Consider the following 15,406-nt stretch of genomic DNA (forward strand, 5'->3'; position numbering starts at 1 on the left):
GGCGAAAGGAACCTGATCGTGATCGAGCAGCCGGCGTACACCCGGTTCGGCGTCTCCGACGAGGAGTGGGGGCTGCTGGTCGGTCTGCCGCAGGCGGTGCTCACCGCGGCGGCCGCGGCCGAGTCCGACGGCACCCGGCGGACCATGGCCGAGAACGCCGCCGGGCTGGAGACCATCGCCGCCGGCCGGGAGTCGGCCAGCCCGCTGGTCGCGGCCGTGGCCGGCGAGATCGTCTCCCGGGTCGGTGACCCGGAAACCGGCGCGGAGCTTCCGGTGATCACGCCGGACGACCCGACGGCGATGATCGAGGACGTGCTCGCCCGCGCCGGCCAGGCCTCCGCCCTGCTCACCGGCAAGGTGGACGAGGGGCAGTCCGGGGCGTACCGGCACTGGCTGGTGGAGATCGCCGAGCAGGTGGTGGGCGCCGCCTCCACCGGCGGCATCCTGGGCATCGGCGGCGACGTGGTGAGTGACTCGGAGCGCCGGTTCCGGGACCGGCTGTCCCAGGTGCTCAACGACTGACCGGGCTCCTGACAGAAGATCTCATGTCCGTCTATGACGGAGGTCACGCCCCACGGGCTGTCGCTTTTCGGCCCCGTGGGGCGTCGTGTTCATCAGGGATGACGAACCACGGGGGTCGTTCATGGACACACTGTTGCAACCGCGGATCTTCGACACCGCTGCGGCACCCGCCGCCGACCGGTTGGCGCTCTGGTTGGACGTGCTCGCCGAGACCCCGGCGCTCATGCGGGTGCGCACCGAGCACGCCGACAACTTCCTGGCCCGGGCGGAGTTCCTCGACCTGGGGCCGATGCAGCTCATCCAGCACCGCTACCCGTCGCTGGACGGGATCCGCACCCGCAAGCTGATCAACCGATCCGACGCGGACTACTACGTGCTCGCCCTGTCGCTCAACGGCACCGGCATCACCGACCAGGACGGGCAACGCGGCGTCTGCCCGCCCGGCGACTTCACCTTCTTCGACTGTGCCCGGCCGCAGGAGATCAGCCACCACGCGGACGACGGGCGGGCCGCCGCGTCGGTGGTGGCCCTCATCCCGTACGACGCGCTGCCGTTGCCGCACCGCCGGCTCACTCCCCTGTTCGCCGGCCGGATGTCCGGGAGCGAGGGCGTCGGCGCGCTGCTGGCCGACTACCTCATCCGGATCACCAGCCACCCGGAGCAGTACCACGCGGTCGACGCCGAGCGGCTGGGCACCGTCGGCCTGGACCTGGTCACCACGCTGCTCGGCCGCCACCTGGTCTCCGAGGAGGCGGTCCCGACCGAGGTCCGGCGCCGCGCCCTGCTGGCCCAGGTGCAGACGTACGTCCGGCAGCACCTGGGCGACGCGACACTGGACCCGGGCACGATCGCCGACGCCCACCACATCTCGGTGCGCTCCCTGCACCGGCTCTTCGAGGCCGAGGAGACCACGGTCGCGGCGTACATCCGCGACGAGCGGCTGGCCCGGTGCCGCCGGGACCTCGCCGACCCGGCGCTCGGCAGCCGCTCGATCCAGCTCATCGCCGGCCGCTGGGGCTTCCGGGACAAGGCCCACTTCAGCCGCGCCTTCCGGGCCGCACAGGCGGAGACACCGCAGGCGTACCGGGCGCGTCATCTGGAACAGGCACGGAACGTCAACAGCGCGGCATCCGACGTCAACTCGCCACGTACACACTGAACCCGGGCCGACGCCGGGCACATCGGCGGCGGCCCACTGGTAACGGGGGGCCGTGGCGTGGCGCCCGCGGCTGTCCAGCCGCGGGCGGCCCGCCCCGGTGGCCCCCGGCGACCCACAACCCCGGTCTCCGACCCCGTCGCTTCCCCCCAGGACCGACGGGGTCGGTCGGGTCAGTCGGTCTCCTCCTCGAGCAGCGTCAGCACGAACCTCTCCACCGCGTCCCGCGGCATCTCCGGGCGCACCGGAGCGAGCACCCCGTCGTGGTAGAGGTCGACCACGCGCGGATCCACGTAGGACGTCCGCGCCACCGTGGGCGTGTTGCCGAGCAGCTCGGCGACCGAGCGCATCACCGCCGCCACGGCCCGCCTCCGGGCGGTGGCGGACCGCTGCGGGCCCACCGTCGCCAGCTCCGCGGCGGCCAGCACCGTGGCGTGCCAGGTGCGGAAGTCCTTCGCGGTCATCTCCCCACCACTGGCGTCGCGCAGGTATTCGTTCACCTCGTCGCTGCGCACGTCACGCCAGGCCCGCCCGTCCCAGTAACCGAACAGCCGTTCCTGGGCCTGCCGCCGCCGGCGCAGGTTCAGCAGCACCTGGCACAGCTCGGCGTCCTCGATCCGGCGGACCTGTTCGACGCCGCCCTTGGCCGGGAACTCGAGGACCACGCATCCGCCGCGGGACCGGGCGTGCTCGGGGCGGAGCGTGGCCACGCCGAACGTCGGGTCGTCGCCGGTGGCGTACTGGTCGCTGCCGACGCGGAACGCGCCCATGTCGAGCAGCCGGGCCACGGTGGCCAGCACCCGCTCCCGCCGCAGGCCGCGCAGCGCCAGGTCGTGGGCGACCCGGTCGCGCAGCGCCGGCAGCCGGTGCGCCACCTCCAGCACGTGGTCGAACTTGGCCTCGTCGCGCTTGCGGCGCCACTGCGGATGGTAGAGGTACTGCTTGCGCCCGGCCGCGTCGATGCCGGTGGCCTGGATGTGACCGTTCGGGTACGGCGAGATCCACACGTCCCGCCAGGCCGGCGGGATCACCAGCTCGCCCAGGCGGGCCAGCTCGTCGGCGTCGCGGACCGGCTCGCCCTTCGCGTCGAGGAAGAGCCAGCCCTTGCCGCGTCGCCGACGCCCGTACCCCGGCCGGCCCGGATCACTACGCCGCAACCGCACCCGGCACCCGCTCCACCTCGGCCACCGCGGCCACCACCTCGTCGATCCCGATGGCGTCCAGAGTCGGGTGCGTTCCCGCCCCGCCGGAACCCGCCGGGTCACCGCCGGGTCCGGCACGCTCCGGCACGCCGAGGACCCGGTGCCGGGGCCGGTCGGCCGGCGGACCCCAGTGTGCCGCCGGCACCGGCCCGAACAGCACCACCGAGGCGGTGCCGTAGCCGGTGGCGAGGTGGGCCACGCCGGTGTCGCCGCTGATCACCAGGCGCGCGTCGGCGACCAACGCGGCCAGCTCGGCCAGGCCGGTCCGGCCGGCCAGCACCGCCGACGGCGGCAGGCCGGCGTCGGCCGCCACCCGGGCGGCGAGCGCCCGCTCGTCCGCCGAGCCGGTGAGCACCACCCGATGCCCGCACGCGGCAAGCGCCCGGGCCAGCCCGGCGAAGCGGTCCGCCGGCCAGCGCTTCGCCGGGACCTTGCCGCCCGCGTGCAGCACCGTCACGCCGGCGGGTACGCCGGCCCGGGCCGGACGTCGCAGCGCCAGGTCACCCGGGTCGGCCGCCAGGCCGTACGCGTGCAGCAGCCGGCACCAGCGGCGGACCTCGTGCTCGTCGCCGTCCCAGGCCGGGCCGTCGAGGTGGCCGGCCGACGGGTTCCGGTAGGCGAGCAGCCGCCCCGGGCGGATGGCGGCCAGCGCCCGGTGCGACTCGGGTCCCCGGCCGTGCAGGTTCACCGCCACCTCCGGCGGCGGCCCGGTCCACCCGACCCGGTGCGGCCCCGTGGTCGGCAGCACCCGGTCGACCGCCCCGGTCAGCTCCGCCAGCGGCGCCAGCCACGCCGGGGCGGCGAGCACCAGTTCCCGCCCGGGGAGTCCGGCACGCAGCCCGCGCAGCGCCGGGACCGCGGTGGCCAGGTCACCGACTCCGAGCGCGCGCAGCACCAGGATCACGGGTACGAGGACTCCTGCTCGGCGCAGACCACCATCTCGCGGACCGCGCACCCGGCTGGCTGGGAGAGCGCGAACATCACCGCGGCGGCGGTGTCGGCCGGCTCGTTGAGCACCGCGTCGGGGCCGGGACGGTACTGCGCGTCCCGCTCGTCGAAGAAGGCGGTGCGCATGCCGCCGGGGACCAGCAGGGTCACCCCCACCGCGCCGGCGAGTTCGGCGGCGAGCGCCCGGGTGAAGCCGACCACCCCGAACTTGGCCGCGCAGTACGCGGTGGCGTCGCCCACCGCCTTGACGCCGAGCGTGGAGGCGACGGTGACGATGGTGCCCCGGGACGCCTCCAGGTAGGGCAGCGCGGCCCGGATCACCGCCGCGGTGGCGAGCAGGTCCACCGTGACGATCCGCTCCCAGGTCTCCGCCGGCACGTCGGCCAGCTTGCCCGGCACGTCCATCCCGGCGGCGGTGACCACGCCGTCCAGCCCGCCGGAGCGTTCCGCGAGTTCCCGGGTGGCGGACTCGGCGGCGCGGGTGTCGGCCAGGTCGCACTCGACCCAGGGCACCCCGTCGGCGGGGCGCTGGCGGTCCAGCACGAGGGGCCGGCCGCCGGCCCGGGCGACCGCGGCGACCACCGCCGCGCCGAGACCGCTGGATCCGCCGGTGACCAGGACGGTGGGCCCCGCGCCGGGCACCTCACCGGGCCGGATGCGTGGTGCGTTCATCGTGCTCCCTTCGCCGTGGAGCGGACGACCGTCTCCGGGGCGGTTCCCGTCGGGGCCACCGTGCCGGCCGGCCAGCCGGCGCTGCCGCGTCCGGCCCGGGCCGCCGCGATCATGTCGGTGGTGGACCGCCCGTCCAGGTACGGCACGACCACCGTGTGCCCGCCCCAGCGGGCCAGGATCTCCGACTCGGGCAGCGTCTGGGCGCCGCCGCCGCTGCCGTAGTCGCCGCCCTTGACCCAGATGTCCGGGCGCAGCCAGGACAGCGCCGCGTGCGGCGTCGGCTCGTCGAAGACCAGGACCGCGTCGACGCAGCCGAGCGCGGCGAGCAGCCGGCTCCGGTCGCCCTGCGGCACGACCGGACGCTCCGGCCCCTTGAGCCCGGCCACCCCGACGTCGGAGTTGAGGCAGACGATCAGGCAGTCGCCGAGCTGGCGGGCCGCCTGGAGGGTCGCCACGTGTCCGGCGTGCAGCAGGTCGAAGCAGCCGCCGGTGGCCACCACGGTGCCGCCGGCCGCGCGTACCCGGGCCACCACCTCACCGGCGGCCCCGGCGCCGATCCGCTCACCGCCGCCGGTGACCGCCGCCGGGGCCACGGTCCGGGGCGGCGCCGGCAGCGCGGTGGCCACTCCCCCGCCGGCCACGTACGCGGACGCCTCGGTGACCGCCGCCTGCACCGCCTCCGACACCAGCGCGCCCCGGGCCAGCGCCAGCGTGGCCGCGGCGGCGAACCGGTCCCCCGCGCCGCAGGTGTCCCCCTCGGCGGCCGGCGCCGGCACCACCAGCGGGGTGGAGCCGGCGTGGCAGAGCAACGCGCCGTCCCCGCCCAGCGTCACCGCGACCGCGCCGGCCTGCCAGCGCCGGCGCAGCGCCTGCGCGCTGCGGGAGGCGGTCGCCAGGCGGGAACCGCCCGGCGGCGTCTTCGCCAACTCGCGGGCCTCCGGCTCGTTCGGGGTGGCCAGGTGCACCCCGGGGACGGCCGCGGGGCCGCGCGGGTGCGGGTCCCAGACCACCGGCGCCCGGGTGGCGGCCAACGCGGCGCGCAGCGCGCTCTGGCCGGCGACCCCCCGCCCGTAGTCGCTGACCAGCACCGCGGACGCGGTGGCGAGCAGCCGCAGCACGGCCTCGCTCGGCTCACCGGGCACGCCTGTGGCGCCGCCCCGGTCGTGGCGCAGCAGCACCCGCCCGCGCACCCGCAGCCGGATCTTCTCGGGCGTGGCGCCGGCCAGCGGCAGCGCGTACAGCTGCACCCCGGCGGCGGCGAGCAGGGTGCCGAGGCGGGCCCCGCCGGCGTCGTCGGCGACGGCGGTGACCAGGGCGACCTCGGCGCCCTGCGCGGCCGCGAAGACGGCGGCCAGGCCGGCGCCGCCGGGACGGTCGACGGACGTGGTCTCGTCGAGCACCGGCACCGGGGAGTCCGGGCACAGCCGGTTCACCAGACCTTCGACGTCCCGGTCCAGCAACGTGTCACCGAGCACCACCACGGGTCCCGTCATGCTCGACCTTCTCATCGGGCCTGCACCTCCGGATCCGGGTCGCCGAGCACCACCTCGACGCCGGTGCGCACGCCGCCGGCCGGGGCGCGGGCGGCGAGCGCCGCCGGCAGCGCCGTCTCCACGTACTCGCAGAGCACGTGCACGGCGACCAGGTGCAGCTCCTGCACGACCTGGCTGTCGTCCGACGGCACGGCCAGGGCGTCGTGGCAGAGGTCGGCGAGGGGGTTGGGGGCGGGGCCGGTGAAGGCCCAGCAGCGGAGGCCGGTGTCGTGGGCGGCGTGCGCGGCGGTGAGGAGGTTGGTGCTGGTGCCGCTGGTGGAGAGGAGAAGGAGGAGGTCGTCGGGTCGGCCGTGGGCGCGGACCTGGCGGGCGAAGATCTCGTCGTAGCCGTAGTCGTTGCCGATGGCGGTGAGTGCGCTGGTTTCGGCGTGCAGGGCGATGGCGGAGAGGGGTTGGCGGTCGTGGCGGAGTTTGCCGACGAGTTCGGCGGTGAGGTGTTGGGCTTCGGCGGCGCTGCCGCCGTTGCCGGCCACCAGCAGCCGTCCGCCCCGGGCCAGCGTCCAGGCCAGCTCACCGCCCCAGCGGGCGAGCAGGTGCTCCGCGTCGCGCAGCGGCAGCAGGGCGGCGGCCAGCCGGGTCAGGTGGTCCTCCAGCACCGTCGGACCGGTGGCCGGGGTGGCCGCCATCAGGCGACCACCCGGGAGGGCCGGCGCACGGTGACCACCTCGCCGTAGAGCTCGCCGAGCCGCTCCGCCGCGGTGGCCCAGGAGTAGTGGGTACGGGCCCGTTCCAGCGCCGCGGTGGCGTAGGCGAAGCGGCGGATCCGGTCGCCCAGCAGGCCGCGGATCGCCGCGCCGAGCGCCGCCGGCTCGCGGGCCGGCACCAGGTCACCGGTCCGTCCGGGCACCACCGTGTCGGTGAGCCCGCCGACCGCGGTCCCGACCACCGGCACGCCGCACGCCATCGCCTCCAGCGGGGTGAGCCCGAACGGCTCGTACCAGGGCGCGGCGACCAGCACGTCCGCCGAGCGGTACCAGCGGGCCATCTCCTCGCGCGGCACCGCGCCGACGAGGCGTACCCGGTCGGCGATGCCGAGCGAGTGCGCGAGCGCGCGCAACCGCATCGCGTACGGGTCGTTCTCCAGCAGCCCGGCCGGTGGTCCGCCGACCACCACGCACTCGGCGTCCGGCACCCCGGCGACGGCCCGGATGACGTCCTGGAAGCCCTTGCGCTCGACCAGCCGGCCGACGGTGAGGATGCGGGCCCGGCCACCGTCGGAGTCGGCGACCGGGCCCAGCGGGCCGAACGTGGACAGGTTCACCCCCGACGGCACGACCGTCATCCGGGACCGGGGCACGCCCAGCCGGACCAGCTCGGCCACCTCGTCCTGGCACTGGGCGACCACCCGGTCCACCGAACGGCCCAACTCACGCTCGTGGTCGATGCGGCCCGGCGGGCTGGTGTCCTGGGCGCCCTGGTGCCGGCGCTTGACCGTGCCGAGCGCGTGGTAGGTCTGCACCACCGGCACGCCGGCGCGCCGGGCGGCGGCGAGCCCGGCCAGGCCGCTCATCCAGAAGTGCGCGTGCACCACCTCGGGCTGCCAGTCACCGGCGCTCCACCGGTAGGTCAGCCAGTCGGAGAACGCCGGCATGTACGGCAGCAGGTCGTCCTTCGCCACCGGCTCGGCCGGGCCGGCCGGCACGTGCACCACCTGGTAGCCGCCCGGGGTGTGGACGGCCGGCGGGAGGTCGACCGCGTCCAGCCGGGTGTAGACCCGGACGTCGTGGCCGGCGGCCGCCAGCGCGGCGGAGAGCTCGGCGACATGCGTGTTCTGGCCACCGGCGTCCTCCCCGCCGAGGACGGCGAGCGGGCTGGCGTGTTCCGAGATCATCGCGATGCGCATACTTCCTCCTCCAGCAGCCGGTCCCAGTCGGCGAGGAAACGCTCCAGGCCGTAGCGGTCGCGGGCGGCGGCCCGGGCCGCGGCGCCCGCCCGGCGGGCGGCCGCCGGGTCGTCCAGCAGACCCCGGGCGGCGTCGACCAGCACGTCGACCCGGGTGGAGAGCGCGCCGGCGGCCGGTGGCACCGCCTCCACCGCCTCGGTGGTGGCGAGCGCGACGACCGGCATGCCGATGGTCATGGCCTCGATGAGGCTGAGCCCGAGCGAGGTCCAGCGGCACAGGTGCAGGTAGGCGCGCCGTTTGCCCAGCTCGGCGTGCATGGCGTGCTGCGGCACGTCGTCGTGGCTGGTCAGCCGGTCGGCCGGCAACCCCAGGTGGGCGGCGAGCCCGGCCACCTTCATGCCGTAGACGTCCAGTGGCGCCACCGCGGCGAACCGGGCGAGCAGGTCGGTGCCGGTGACCCGCCAGCGGCGTACCGGTTCGTTGACGACCACGGCGAGGCGGTCCAGTTCGCCGGTCCAGTCGCCTGCCGGGGCGACGACGCCGTGTTCGACGACGGCGGTGCGGGTGGCGCCGTTGTCCCAGCACAGTTCGTTGAAGTGGGTGACGTGGGTGAGCAGCAGGTCGTCGCGGTCGGCCATGGGGTGGCGGGTGTGGGGGACGTCGCCTTTGGGGGTGTTGTGCTCGACGTAGATGGCGGGGAGGTCGCGTCCGGGGCGGCGGCCCAGCCAGTCGGCGGCGAGTTGCAGTTCCTCGGGGCGTTGCAGGACGACCAGGTCGACGTCGGCGGTGCGCAGGTCCTGCGGGCTGATCTCGACGGCCTTGTCCGGCCAGGGGTAGGTGCGGGCCCGGCCCAGCCCGTAGGCATCGCGGTCGGGGTTGACCGGGACGAGGTAGCGGTGTTTGCCGTGCACGAAAGAGGTCGTCCAGGAGCCGTGCACGTGCCACAGCAGGATGTTCATCCGCCCACCCCGAGCAGTCGCAACGCCTCCAGCACCCGGCCCGGCTCGACCGCCGACAGGCAGGGGTGCCCGGGGACCGGGCAGGTGGTGGCGCGGGTGTCCCGGCACGGCGCCGCGGCGTCGCCGAGCCGGACCGTCGGCACCCGGTAGGGCCCCCACTGGCCGAACGGGACGGTCGGGGCGAAGAGGCTGACCACCGGCACGCCCAACGCGGCGGCCAGGTGCGCCGGCCCGGTGTTGCCGACCACCAGCGCGCCGGCCCGGGCGACCACGGCCGCCAGTTCGTCCAGCCCGGTCCGTCCACCCAGGTCGACGCCGCCCGCCGCGGCGACCCGCGCGGTCAGCTCCCGCTCGTCCGGGCCGCCGGTGACCACCACCCGGTGGCCGGCGGCGCCGAGCACCCGGACCACCCGGGTGGCCAGCTCGACCGGGCAGGCGCGCGTCTCCACCGAGGATCCCGGGTGCAGCACCACGTAGCCGGGCGGCCCGGCGGCGGCCGGGACGGGCGGCAGTCGGTCGGTGCGCAGCCGCAGGGCGGGTTCGTCGTCGGGGGTCAGGGCGTAGCCGGCGGCCGCGGCGAGGGAGAGGGCGCGTTCCGGTTCGGGTACGCCGACGGGGACGCGGTGGCGGACGTCGAGCAGGGCGCCGGGGTAGTCGTCGCTGATGGCGCTGATGCGGGGTACGCCGGCCAGTCGTAGCAGCAGGGCGAGGGGCAGGGGTGACTGGTGGAAGGAGGTGAAGACGACCGCTTCGTCGGCGTGCACGGCGGCGAGGCGGTCGGTGAGCGCGCGCATCGCGCGCGGGTCGACCGGTGGGGCGGGGGCGTCGATCCAGGGCAGCGGGCATTCGATGGTCTCGTCGACGCCGGGGAGCAGGTCGGCGGCGGCCCGGCCGCGGGGGCCGCAGAGCAGGACGACCCGGTCGGCGCCGGCCGCGACCGCCCGGATCCCGGGACCGGTGACCAGCACGTCGCCCGCCGCGTCGCTGCGGACCACAAGCACCGTGCCCCGCCCCGGCCGGCGTACGTCCGGCGCGGCCACCAGCCGCATCCGGGCCAGCACGGTGTCGACCGCGTCCGGCAGGTCGGCGGCGACGGTCGGCGCGGCGGCCACCTCGGCGTCGCGGGTGGCCGGCGTGGGCACCATGACGGCGGCGGCGCCGGCGGCCGCGGCGGCGGCCATGTCGGCGCCGATGTCCCCGATCAGCAGGCACCGGCTCGCCGTGGTGCCGAGCGCGCGGGCCGCGGCGTGCACCATCCCCGGCGCCGGCTTGCGGCAGGCACACCGGTCCGGCTCCGCGTGCGGGCAGATCTGCCAGTTGTCGAACGGCCCGAGCAGCTCCTCCACCCGGGCGTTGACCCGGCGCAGGTCGTGTGCGGTGAAGTGGCCTCGGGCCAGCCCGGACTGGTTGGTCACCACGGCCAGTCGCAGCCCGGCCGCGCGCAGCCGGTCCAGCGCCTCGCGGGCGCCCGGCACCGGCCGGACCTTTTCCGGATCGCCGTTGTAGGGCACGTCCTCCACCAGCGTGCCGTCCCGGTCGAGCAGCACCGCCTGGTACAGGCCGGGCGGGGGCCCGCCAGCCGGGTCGACCCCGGCTGACCTGCACTGATCCCGCTCGTGGTCCCGTCGCACGGGCGGCGGGTTCCCGACGCCCCGAGGAGTAAACGTCAGCTTCGGGTACCCGCCGTCCCCGAGAAGCTAACCCGGCCGTTGTTAGCGAGGGGCCCGGCGGGGTACCGAACTCCGCGTGGCGGTTGTGGAGAAAGTGATCGACGCGTCCCCGGAGCGGATCTTCGAGGTGCTGGCCGACGGGTGGACCTACAGCGACTGGGTGGTGGGCACCGCGCACGTGCGCGACGTCGACGACGCCTGGCCCCGGGTGGGCAGCCGGCTGCACCACCGGGCCGGCCCCTGGCCGCTCTCGCTGCAGGACGCGTCCACGGTGCTGGAGTGCCGGCCGCCGGAGCGACTCGTGCTGCGCGCCGGCCTCTGGCCGGCCGGTGAGGCGATCGTGGCGTTCGTCCTGGAGCCGCTGCCGGACGGCCGGACCCGGGTCACCATCGGCGAGGACTTCGCGGCCGGGCCGCTGCGCTGGGTGCGGACCAAGCTGAACGACCTGGTGCTGCATCTGCGCAACAAGGAGACGCTGGCCCGGCTGTCGGACATCGCGACGCGGCAGCGGCCGGATCGGTGAGCGCGCCGGTCCCGGGGCGTCACTGCGAACCCTGCGAAGCGGACTGGCTACCCTCTCAGGTGAACCTGTCGGCCGATTGAGGAAGTCCGTGATGATCCAACCCGTGCAGTTGCCCTCCCCGTGGGCGGACGCGCGCCTGACCGTCGTCGTTCCGACCTACAACGAGGCGGGCAACCTCCCGGTGCTGGTCGAGCGCCTCCTCGCGCTGCCGCTTCCGGGGTTGAAGGTGCTCGTCGCCGACGACAACTCGCCCGACGGCACCGGCGAGGTCGCCGACAAGCTGGCCATCGAGCACCCGGACCGGGTGCTGGTGGTGCACCGCCCCGGCAAGGAGGGCCTCGGCCGGGCGTACGTGGACGGCATCGGCCGCGCGATCGACGGCGGGGCGGAGTTCGTCGCCCAGATGGACGCCGACCTGTCCCACCCGGCGGAGGCGCTGCCCGGCATGCTCGGCGCCCTGCTCTCGACCCAGGCGTCCGTGGTCATCGGCTCCCGCTACGTGCCCGGCGGGGAGCTGGACGAGAACTGGCCGCTCTACCGCCGGGCGCTCAGCGGCTGGGCCAACCTCTACGTGCACACGCTGCTGCGGGTGCGGATCCGGGACCTGACCGCCGGCTTCAAGATCTGGCGGGCCGACGCCCTGCGGGACATCGGGCTGGACCGGGTGCAGTCCAACGGCTACAGCTTCCAGGTGGAGATGCACTACCTCGCCACCAAGCTCGGGCACACCATCCTCGAGGTGCCGATCCGCTTCGAGGAGCGCCGCGACGGCGACTCGAAGATGACCACCGCCACCAAGATCGAGAGCGCACTGATGCCGTTCAAGCTGCGCACCCGCCACCGCAACATCGATTCCTGACCCGCCCGTCGGATCATCACGCCGCGTCATTGTGACGCGGCGTGATGTCCGTGCCGGCCCGGAAGGCGCGCACTCTCCGCCTTTGCTCTGCAGCCATCCATGCAACACCCCGCTGAGCTGCACCGATAGGGGAAGCTCAACGCACAGCGGGCCCACGCGCCCATACGCAGCGCAACCGATGCGTATGGGGCTGCAGAGCAAAGGCCGCGACGGGCAAGCGTGTCGCCCCCGAGTTCCGTCACCAAGGGTGACAACCGTCAGCCGCGCCGCCGACAACCGGACGCCTAACGCGGTCAGCGGTCAGCGGTCAGCGGTCAGCAGTCAGCAGTCAGTCGGTCAGCGGTAGACGGTGCGGTGGGCGGCGGCGATGGCGCGGGCGTACACCGCGCCGGTGAGCGCGCGGTCGCGGGCCAGCGCGGCGCGGGCGGCGTTCGCGCCCGGCGCGCCGTGCACCCCGCCGCCCGGGTGGGCCGAGGCGCTGGCCAGGTAGAGCCGGTCCACCGGGGTGTCGGCGCGGCCCAGGCCGGGGATCGGCCGCAGGAACAGCTGCTGGTAGGCCGCCGCGGTGCCGCCGCCCAGCGCGCCACCCACCAGGCTCGGCTCGGCGGCCTCCAGGTCGGCCGGGCCGGCCACGTGCCGCCCGACGATCGACGCGCGGAAGCCCGGCGCGGCGGCCTCCAGCACCTCCTCCATCCGCTCCACGTGCCCGGCGACCTCCTCGGCCCGCCACTTCCGGCGGAACGGGAGGTGGGTGTAGGACCAGAGCGACTCGGTGCCCGGCGGCGAGTGGCTCGGCTCGGCCACCGTCATCTGCCCGACCAGCAGGAACGGGTCGCGCGGAATGTCACCCCGGGCCAGCGCCGCGGCGTACGTGGTGAGCCCGTCCATGTCCGCGCCGAGATGCACGGTGCCGGCGCCGGCCAGGTCCCGGTTCCGCCACGGCACCGGCGTCGACAGCGCCCAGTCGACCTTGAGCGTGGAGCCGTCCCACTTGAAGTGCGCCAGGTCCTCGACCAGTCGGGGCGGCAGCGCGGCCGCGCCGACCAGGTCGAGGTAGAGCGCCGGGGCGGGAACGTCGGCGAGCACCGCGCGGCGGGCCCGCCAGTCCGCACCGTCGGCGGTACGCACACCCATGGCGCGCCCGCGGGCGGTGAGCACCCGCTCGACCCGGGCGTCGTACTCGATCCGGCCGCCGCGCTCGACCAGCCGGGCCACCAGCGCGTCGGTGATCCGCTGCGCGCCGCCTTCCGGCACCGGCCAGCCGATCTGCTGGCCCAGCATGGCGAGCAGCCAGCCGTACACCCCGGAGCCGGCCTCCTCCGGGGACAGGTCGGTGTGCAGGGCGCAGCCGGCCAGCAACGCCGGCCCGCCCTCTCCGTCGAAGAGTTCGGCGCCGAGCTTGCGCACCGGGAGCACCAACCGGCGGGCCATCCGCAGCGCGCCGCCCACCCGGAGCCGGCGCAGCAGGCCCAGCCCCCCGTGCACGGGCGGGAACGGGCTGGTGATGGCGTCCAGCATCGGCTCGGCCACCTGCTGCCAGTCCGCGTACGCGTGCCGCCAGCGTTCACCGTCGCCCGGGGCGAACGCCTCCAGCGACGCGGCGGTGACGTCCAGGTCGCGGTTGACCACCGCGGCCCGGCCGTCCGGGAACAGGTGGGCCAGCACGTCGGGGGCGTTCGCCCAGGACAGGCCGTGACGTTCCAGGTGCAGCCCGCCCAGCACCGGGGAGGCGAAGCCGAGCGGATAGAAGGAGCTGTACAGGTCGCTGAGGTAGCCGGGCGCGGTCACGTGCGCGGAGCGCACCGCGCCACCCGGCGCCTCGGTGGCCTCCAGCACGAGGACGTCCCAGCCCGCGTCGGCCAGCAGGTTCGCCGCCACCAACCCGTTGTGTCCGGCCCCGATGACGACGGCGTCGGCGGTGGAAATCATCCGATCCGCCTACCCGGCCGCTCATAGGGCGAAACGCGTTTGCCCGACCCGAACCGGGGCAAGCACGGGCATGTACACGGTTGCGCAGCTCATCGGTGGGGTGTGGGGCGCCGGGGGTGAGGGCGGCGAGCTGGTCGTCCACGATCCGGCCGACGGGACGCCCGTGACCCGGGCGCCGGTCGCCACCGCGGACGAGGTGGCCAAGGCGGTGGAGGCGGCCCGGGACGCGGCGGCCGAGTGGGCGGCGACCGCCCCGGCCGAACGTGCCGCGACGCTGCACCGCGCGGCGGACGCGGTCGAGGCCGCCGCCGAGGAGCTGGCCCGGGCGACCACCGCGGAGATGGGCAAGCCGCTCGACGACGCCCGGGGTGGCGTGGCGGCGGGTGTCGGCACGCTGCGACAGTACGCCGAGCTGGCCCCGGTGCGGGGCGGCCGGACGCTGCACGGCGGCCACGCGGCACTGGACTTCATGGCGCCCGAACCGCGCGGGGTCATCGCCGCGATCACCCCGTGGAACGACCCGGTGGCGGTCTCCTGCGGCCTGCTCGGCGCGGCCCTGGTGACCGGCAACGTGGTGCTGCACAAGCCGAGCGAACGCACCCCGGCCACCGGTTGGCTGCTGGCCCGGGCGCTGGACTCGGCGTTGCCGGCCGGCGTGCTGTCGCTGCTGACCGGCGGTGGCGAGGTGGGCGCGGCGCTCGCCGGCCAGGACGGACTGGACGTGGTGGCGCACGTGGGCTCCACCGCCACCGGCCGGTCGATCGCCGCCGCCGGCGCGCGCACCGGCGCGAAGGTGCTGCTGGAGAACGGCGGCAGCGACCCGCTGGTGGTGGACGCCGACGTCGACCCCGCCTGGGCGGCCGAGCAGGCGGCGACGGGCTGCTTCGCCAACGCCGGGCAGATCTGCGTCGCGGTGGAACGCGTCTACGTGCATCGTGACGTGGCCGGGGACTTCGTGGACGCGCTGGTGGCCCGCGCCGAGGCGCTCACCGTCGGCGCCGGCGCCGACCCGGGCACGCAGCTCGGCCCGCTGGTCGACCGGCGGCACCGGGACCACGTGCACGGGCAGGTCGCCGCCGCGGTGGCGCAGGGCGCCCGGGTACGCGCCGGCGGGACGCTGCCGGACGGGCCGGGCGCGTTCTACCCGGCCACCGTGGTCGAGGGCTGCCGACACGAGATGGCGCTGGTCCGCGAGGAGACGTTCGGCCCGGTCGCGCCGGTGGTGGTGGTCGACTCGTTCGACGAGGGCCTGCGCTGCGCCGCCGACTCCCCGTACGGCCTGGCGGCCACCGTGCTGACCGGCTCGATGAGTCACGCCCAGCGGGCCTGGCGTGAGCTGCCGGTCGGGACCGTGAAGGTCAACTCGGTGTTCGGCGGCGCGCCGGGCGGCGCCGGGCAGCCGCGCCGGGGAAGCGGCCAGGGCTTCGGGTACGGCCCGGAGCTGCTCGACGAGTTCAGCACCGTGAAGGTGGTGCACCTGGAGGCGCCGGGCGGCGGCCACTGGTGAGTCGTACGCGCGAGCCCGGGACCACCGCGGTCCCGGGCTCGTGGTCGTACCGGTGACGGCGGG

The 15,406-nt window shown here is 75.7% G+C and carries 14 protein-coding genes; 5 read left to right on the forward strand and 9 right to left on the reverse strand.

Annotated features, from left to right (window positions below; translation table 11 throughout):
• The first annotated feature begins 18 nt into the window (after positions 1 to 18).
• Together ACGFI2_RS16990 and ACGFI2_RS16995 are read left to right on the forward strand one after the other, a co-directional pair.
• Entirely contained in the window at positions 19 to 522 is a 504-nt protein-coding gene (locus ACGFI2_RS16990; protein ID WP_393517623.1) for a hypothetical protein, read from the forward strand.
• Between the two features lie 121 nt (positions 523 to 643).
• Positions 644 to 1,681: a helix-turn-helix domain-containing protein gene (locus ACGFI2_RS16995; protein ID WP_393517414.1), complete on the forward strand. Its 1,038-nt coding sequence runs from the start codon at positions 644 to 646 to the stop codon at positions 1,679 to 1,681.
• A gap of 170 nt (positions 1,682 to 1,851) precedes the next feature.
• Here ACGFI2_RS16995 and ACGFI2_RS17000 read toward each other — a convergent pair whose 3' ends face one another.
• From ACGFI2_RS17000 to ACGFI2_RS17035, 8 genes are read right to left on the reverse strand one after another with little or no spacing between them, the layout of a single operon-like run.
• The gene (locus ACGFI2_RS17000; protein WP_393517417.1) at positions 1,852 to 2,841 is read right to left on the reverse strand and encodes a DNA topoisomerase IB; all 990 of its coding nucleotides are present in this window, start codon (positions 2,839 to 2,841) and stop codon (positions 1,852 to 1,854) included.
• A complete protein-coding gene (locus ACGFI2_RS17005; RefSeq protein WP_393517420.1) occupies positions 2,825 to 3,784 on the reverse strand; it encodes a glycosyltransferase family 9 protein in 960 nt (319 codons plus the stop codon). The genes ACGFI2_RS17000 and ACGFI2_RS17005 overlap by 17 nt, the downstream gene beginning before the upstream one ends.
• Positions 3,781 to 4,500, reverse strand: coding sequence for an SDR family oxidoreductase (locus tag ACGFI2_RS17010; RefSeq protein ID WP_393517423.1), 720 nt, complete (start codon positions 4,498 to 4,500; stop codon positions 3,781 to 3,783). Before ACGFI2_RS17010 ends, ACGFI2_RS17005 begins: the two co-directional genes overlap by 4 nt.
• Positions 4,497 to 5,978: a PfkB family carbohydrate kinase gene (locus ACGFI2_RS17015; protein ID WP_393517626.1), complete on the reverse strand. Its 1,482-nt coding sequence runs from the start codon at positions 5,976 to 5,978 to the stop codon at positions 4,497 to 4,499. The genes ACGFI2_RS17010 and ACGFI2_RS17015 overlap by 4 nt, the downstream gene beginning before the upstream one ends.
• Positions 5,979 to 6,004: 26 nt before the next feature.
• On the reverse strand, positions 6,005 to 6,679 hold the full coding sequence (locus ACGFI2_RS17020) for an SIS domain-containing protein (RefSeq protein ID WP_393517426.1): 675 nt from the start codon (positions 6,677 to 6,679) through the stop codon (positions 6,005 to 6,007).
• Complete coding sequence (locus ACGFI2_RS17025; RefSeq protein ID WP_393517429.1) at positions 6,679 to 7,896, reverse strand: glycosyltransferase; 1,218 nt, start codon at positions 7,894 to 7,896, stop codon at positions 6,679 to 6,681. Before ACGFI2_RS17025 ends, ACGFI2_RS17020 begins: the two co-directional genes overlap by 1 nt.
• A complete protein-coding gene (locus ACGFI2_RS17030; RefSeq protein WP_393517432.1) occupies positions 7,881 to 8,855 on the reverse strand; it encodes a glycosyltransferase in 975 nt (324 codons plus the stop codon). The genes ACGFI2_RS17025 and ACGFI2_RS17030 overlap by 16 nt, the downstream gene beginning before the upstream one ends.
• Positions 8,852 to 10,486, reverse strand: coding sequence for an HAD-IIIA family hydrolase (locus tag ACGFI2_RS17035; RefSeq protein ID WP_393517435.1), 1,635 nt, complete (start codon positions 10,484 to 10,486; stop codon positions 8,852 to 8,854). Before ACGFI2_RS17035 ends, ACGFI2_RS17030 begins: the two co-directional genes overlap by 4 nt.
• Before the next feature lie 115 nt (positions 10,487 to 10,601).
• Between ACGFI2_RS17035 and ACGFI2_RS17040 the strand changes: the two genes are divergently transcribed.
• Entirely contained in the window at positions 10,602 to 11,048 is a 447-nt protein-coding gene (locus ACGFI2_RS17040; RefSeq protein WP_393517438.1) for an SRPBCC family protein, read from the forward strand.
• A 91-nt stretch (positions 11,049 to 11,139) separates the two neighbouring features.
• Entirely contained in the window at positions 11,140 to 11,907 is a 768-nt protein-coding gene (locus tag ACGFI2_RS17045) for a polyprenol monophosphomannose synthase (RefSeq protein ID WP_393517441.1), read from the forward strand.
• A 336-nt stretch (positions 11,908 to 12,243) separates the two neighbouring features.
• Here ACGFI2_RS17045 and ACGFI2_RS17050 read toward each other — a convergent pair whose 3' ends face one another.
• Positions 12,244 to 13,836 (reverse strand): phytoene desaturase family protein, encoded by a 1,593-nt coding sequence (locus ACGFI2_RS17050; protein ID WP_393517444.1) that lies wholly within the window; start codon positions 13,834 to 13,836, stop codon positions 12,244 to 12,246.
• A gap of 70 nt (positions 13,837 to 13,906) precedes the next feature.
• Between ACGFI2_RS17050 and ACGFI2_RS17055 the strand changes: the two genes are divergently transcribed.
• Positions 13,907 to 15,343, forward strand: coding sequence for an aldehyde dehydrogenase family protein (locus ACGFI2_RS17055; protein ID WP_393517447.1), 1,437 nt, complete (start codon positions 13,907 to 13,909; stop codon positions 15,341 to 15,343).
• Positions 15,344 to 15,406: the final 63 nt, after the last annotated feature.

Source organism: Micromonospora sp. NPDC049282 (assembly GCF_043197045.1).
Lineage (GTDB): Bacteria > Actinomycetota > Actinomycetes > Mycobacteriales > Micromonosporaceae > Micromonospora.

Excerpts from the sequence above, each read along its gene's own strand:
- ACGFI2_RS17050 (WP_393517444.1), bottom strand. The coding sequence starts at position 13,836 with ATGATTTCCACCGCCGACGCCGTCGTCATCGGGGCCGGACACAACGGG.
- ACGFI2_RS17025 (WP_393517429.1), bottom strand. The coding sequence starts at position 7,896 with ATGCGCATCGCGATGATCTCGGAACACGCCAGCCCGCTCGCCGTCCTC.
- ACGFI2_RS17010 (WP_393517423.1), bottom strand. The coding sequence starts at position 4,500 with ATGAACGCACCACGCATCCGGCCCGGTGAGGTGCCCGGCGCGGGGCCC.
- ACGFI2_RS17030 (WP_393517432.1), bottom strand. The coding sequence starts at position 8,855 with ATGAACATCCTGCTGTGGCACGTGCACGGCTCCTGGACGACCTCTTTC.
- ACGFI2_RS17045 (WP_393517441.1), top strand. The coding sequence starts at position 11,140 with ATGATCCAACCCGTGCAGTTGCCCTCCCCGTGGGCGGACGCGCGCCTG.
- ACGFI2_RS17020 (WP_393517426.1), bottom strand. The coding sequence starts at position 6,679 with ATGGCGGCCACCCCGGCCACCGGTCCGACGGTGCTGGAGGACCACCTG.
- ACGFI2_RS16995 (WP_393517414.1), top strand. The coding sequence starts at position 644 with ATGGACACACTGTTGCAACCGCGGATCTTCGACACCGCTGCGGCACCC.
- ACGFI2_RS17055 (WP_393517447.1), top strand. The coding sequence starts at position 13,907 with ATGTACACGGTTGCGCAGCTCATCGGTGGGGTGTGGGGCGCCGGGGGT.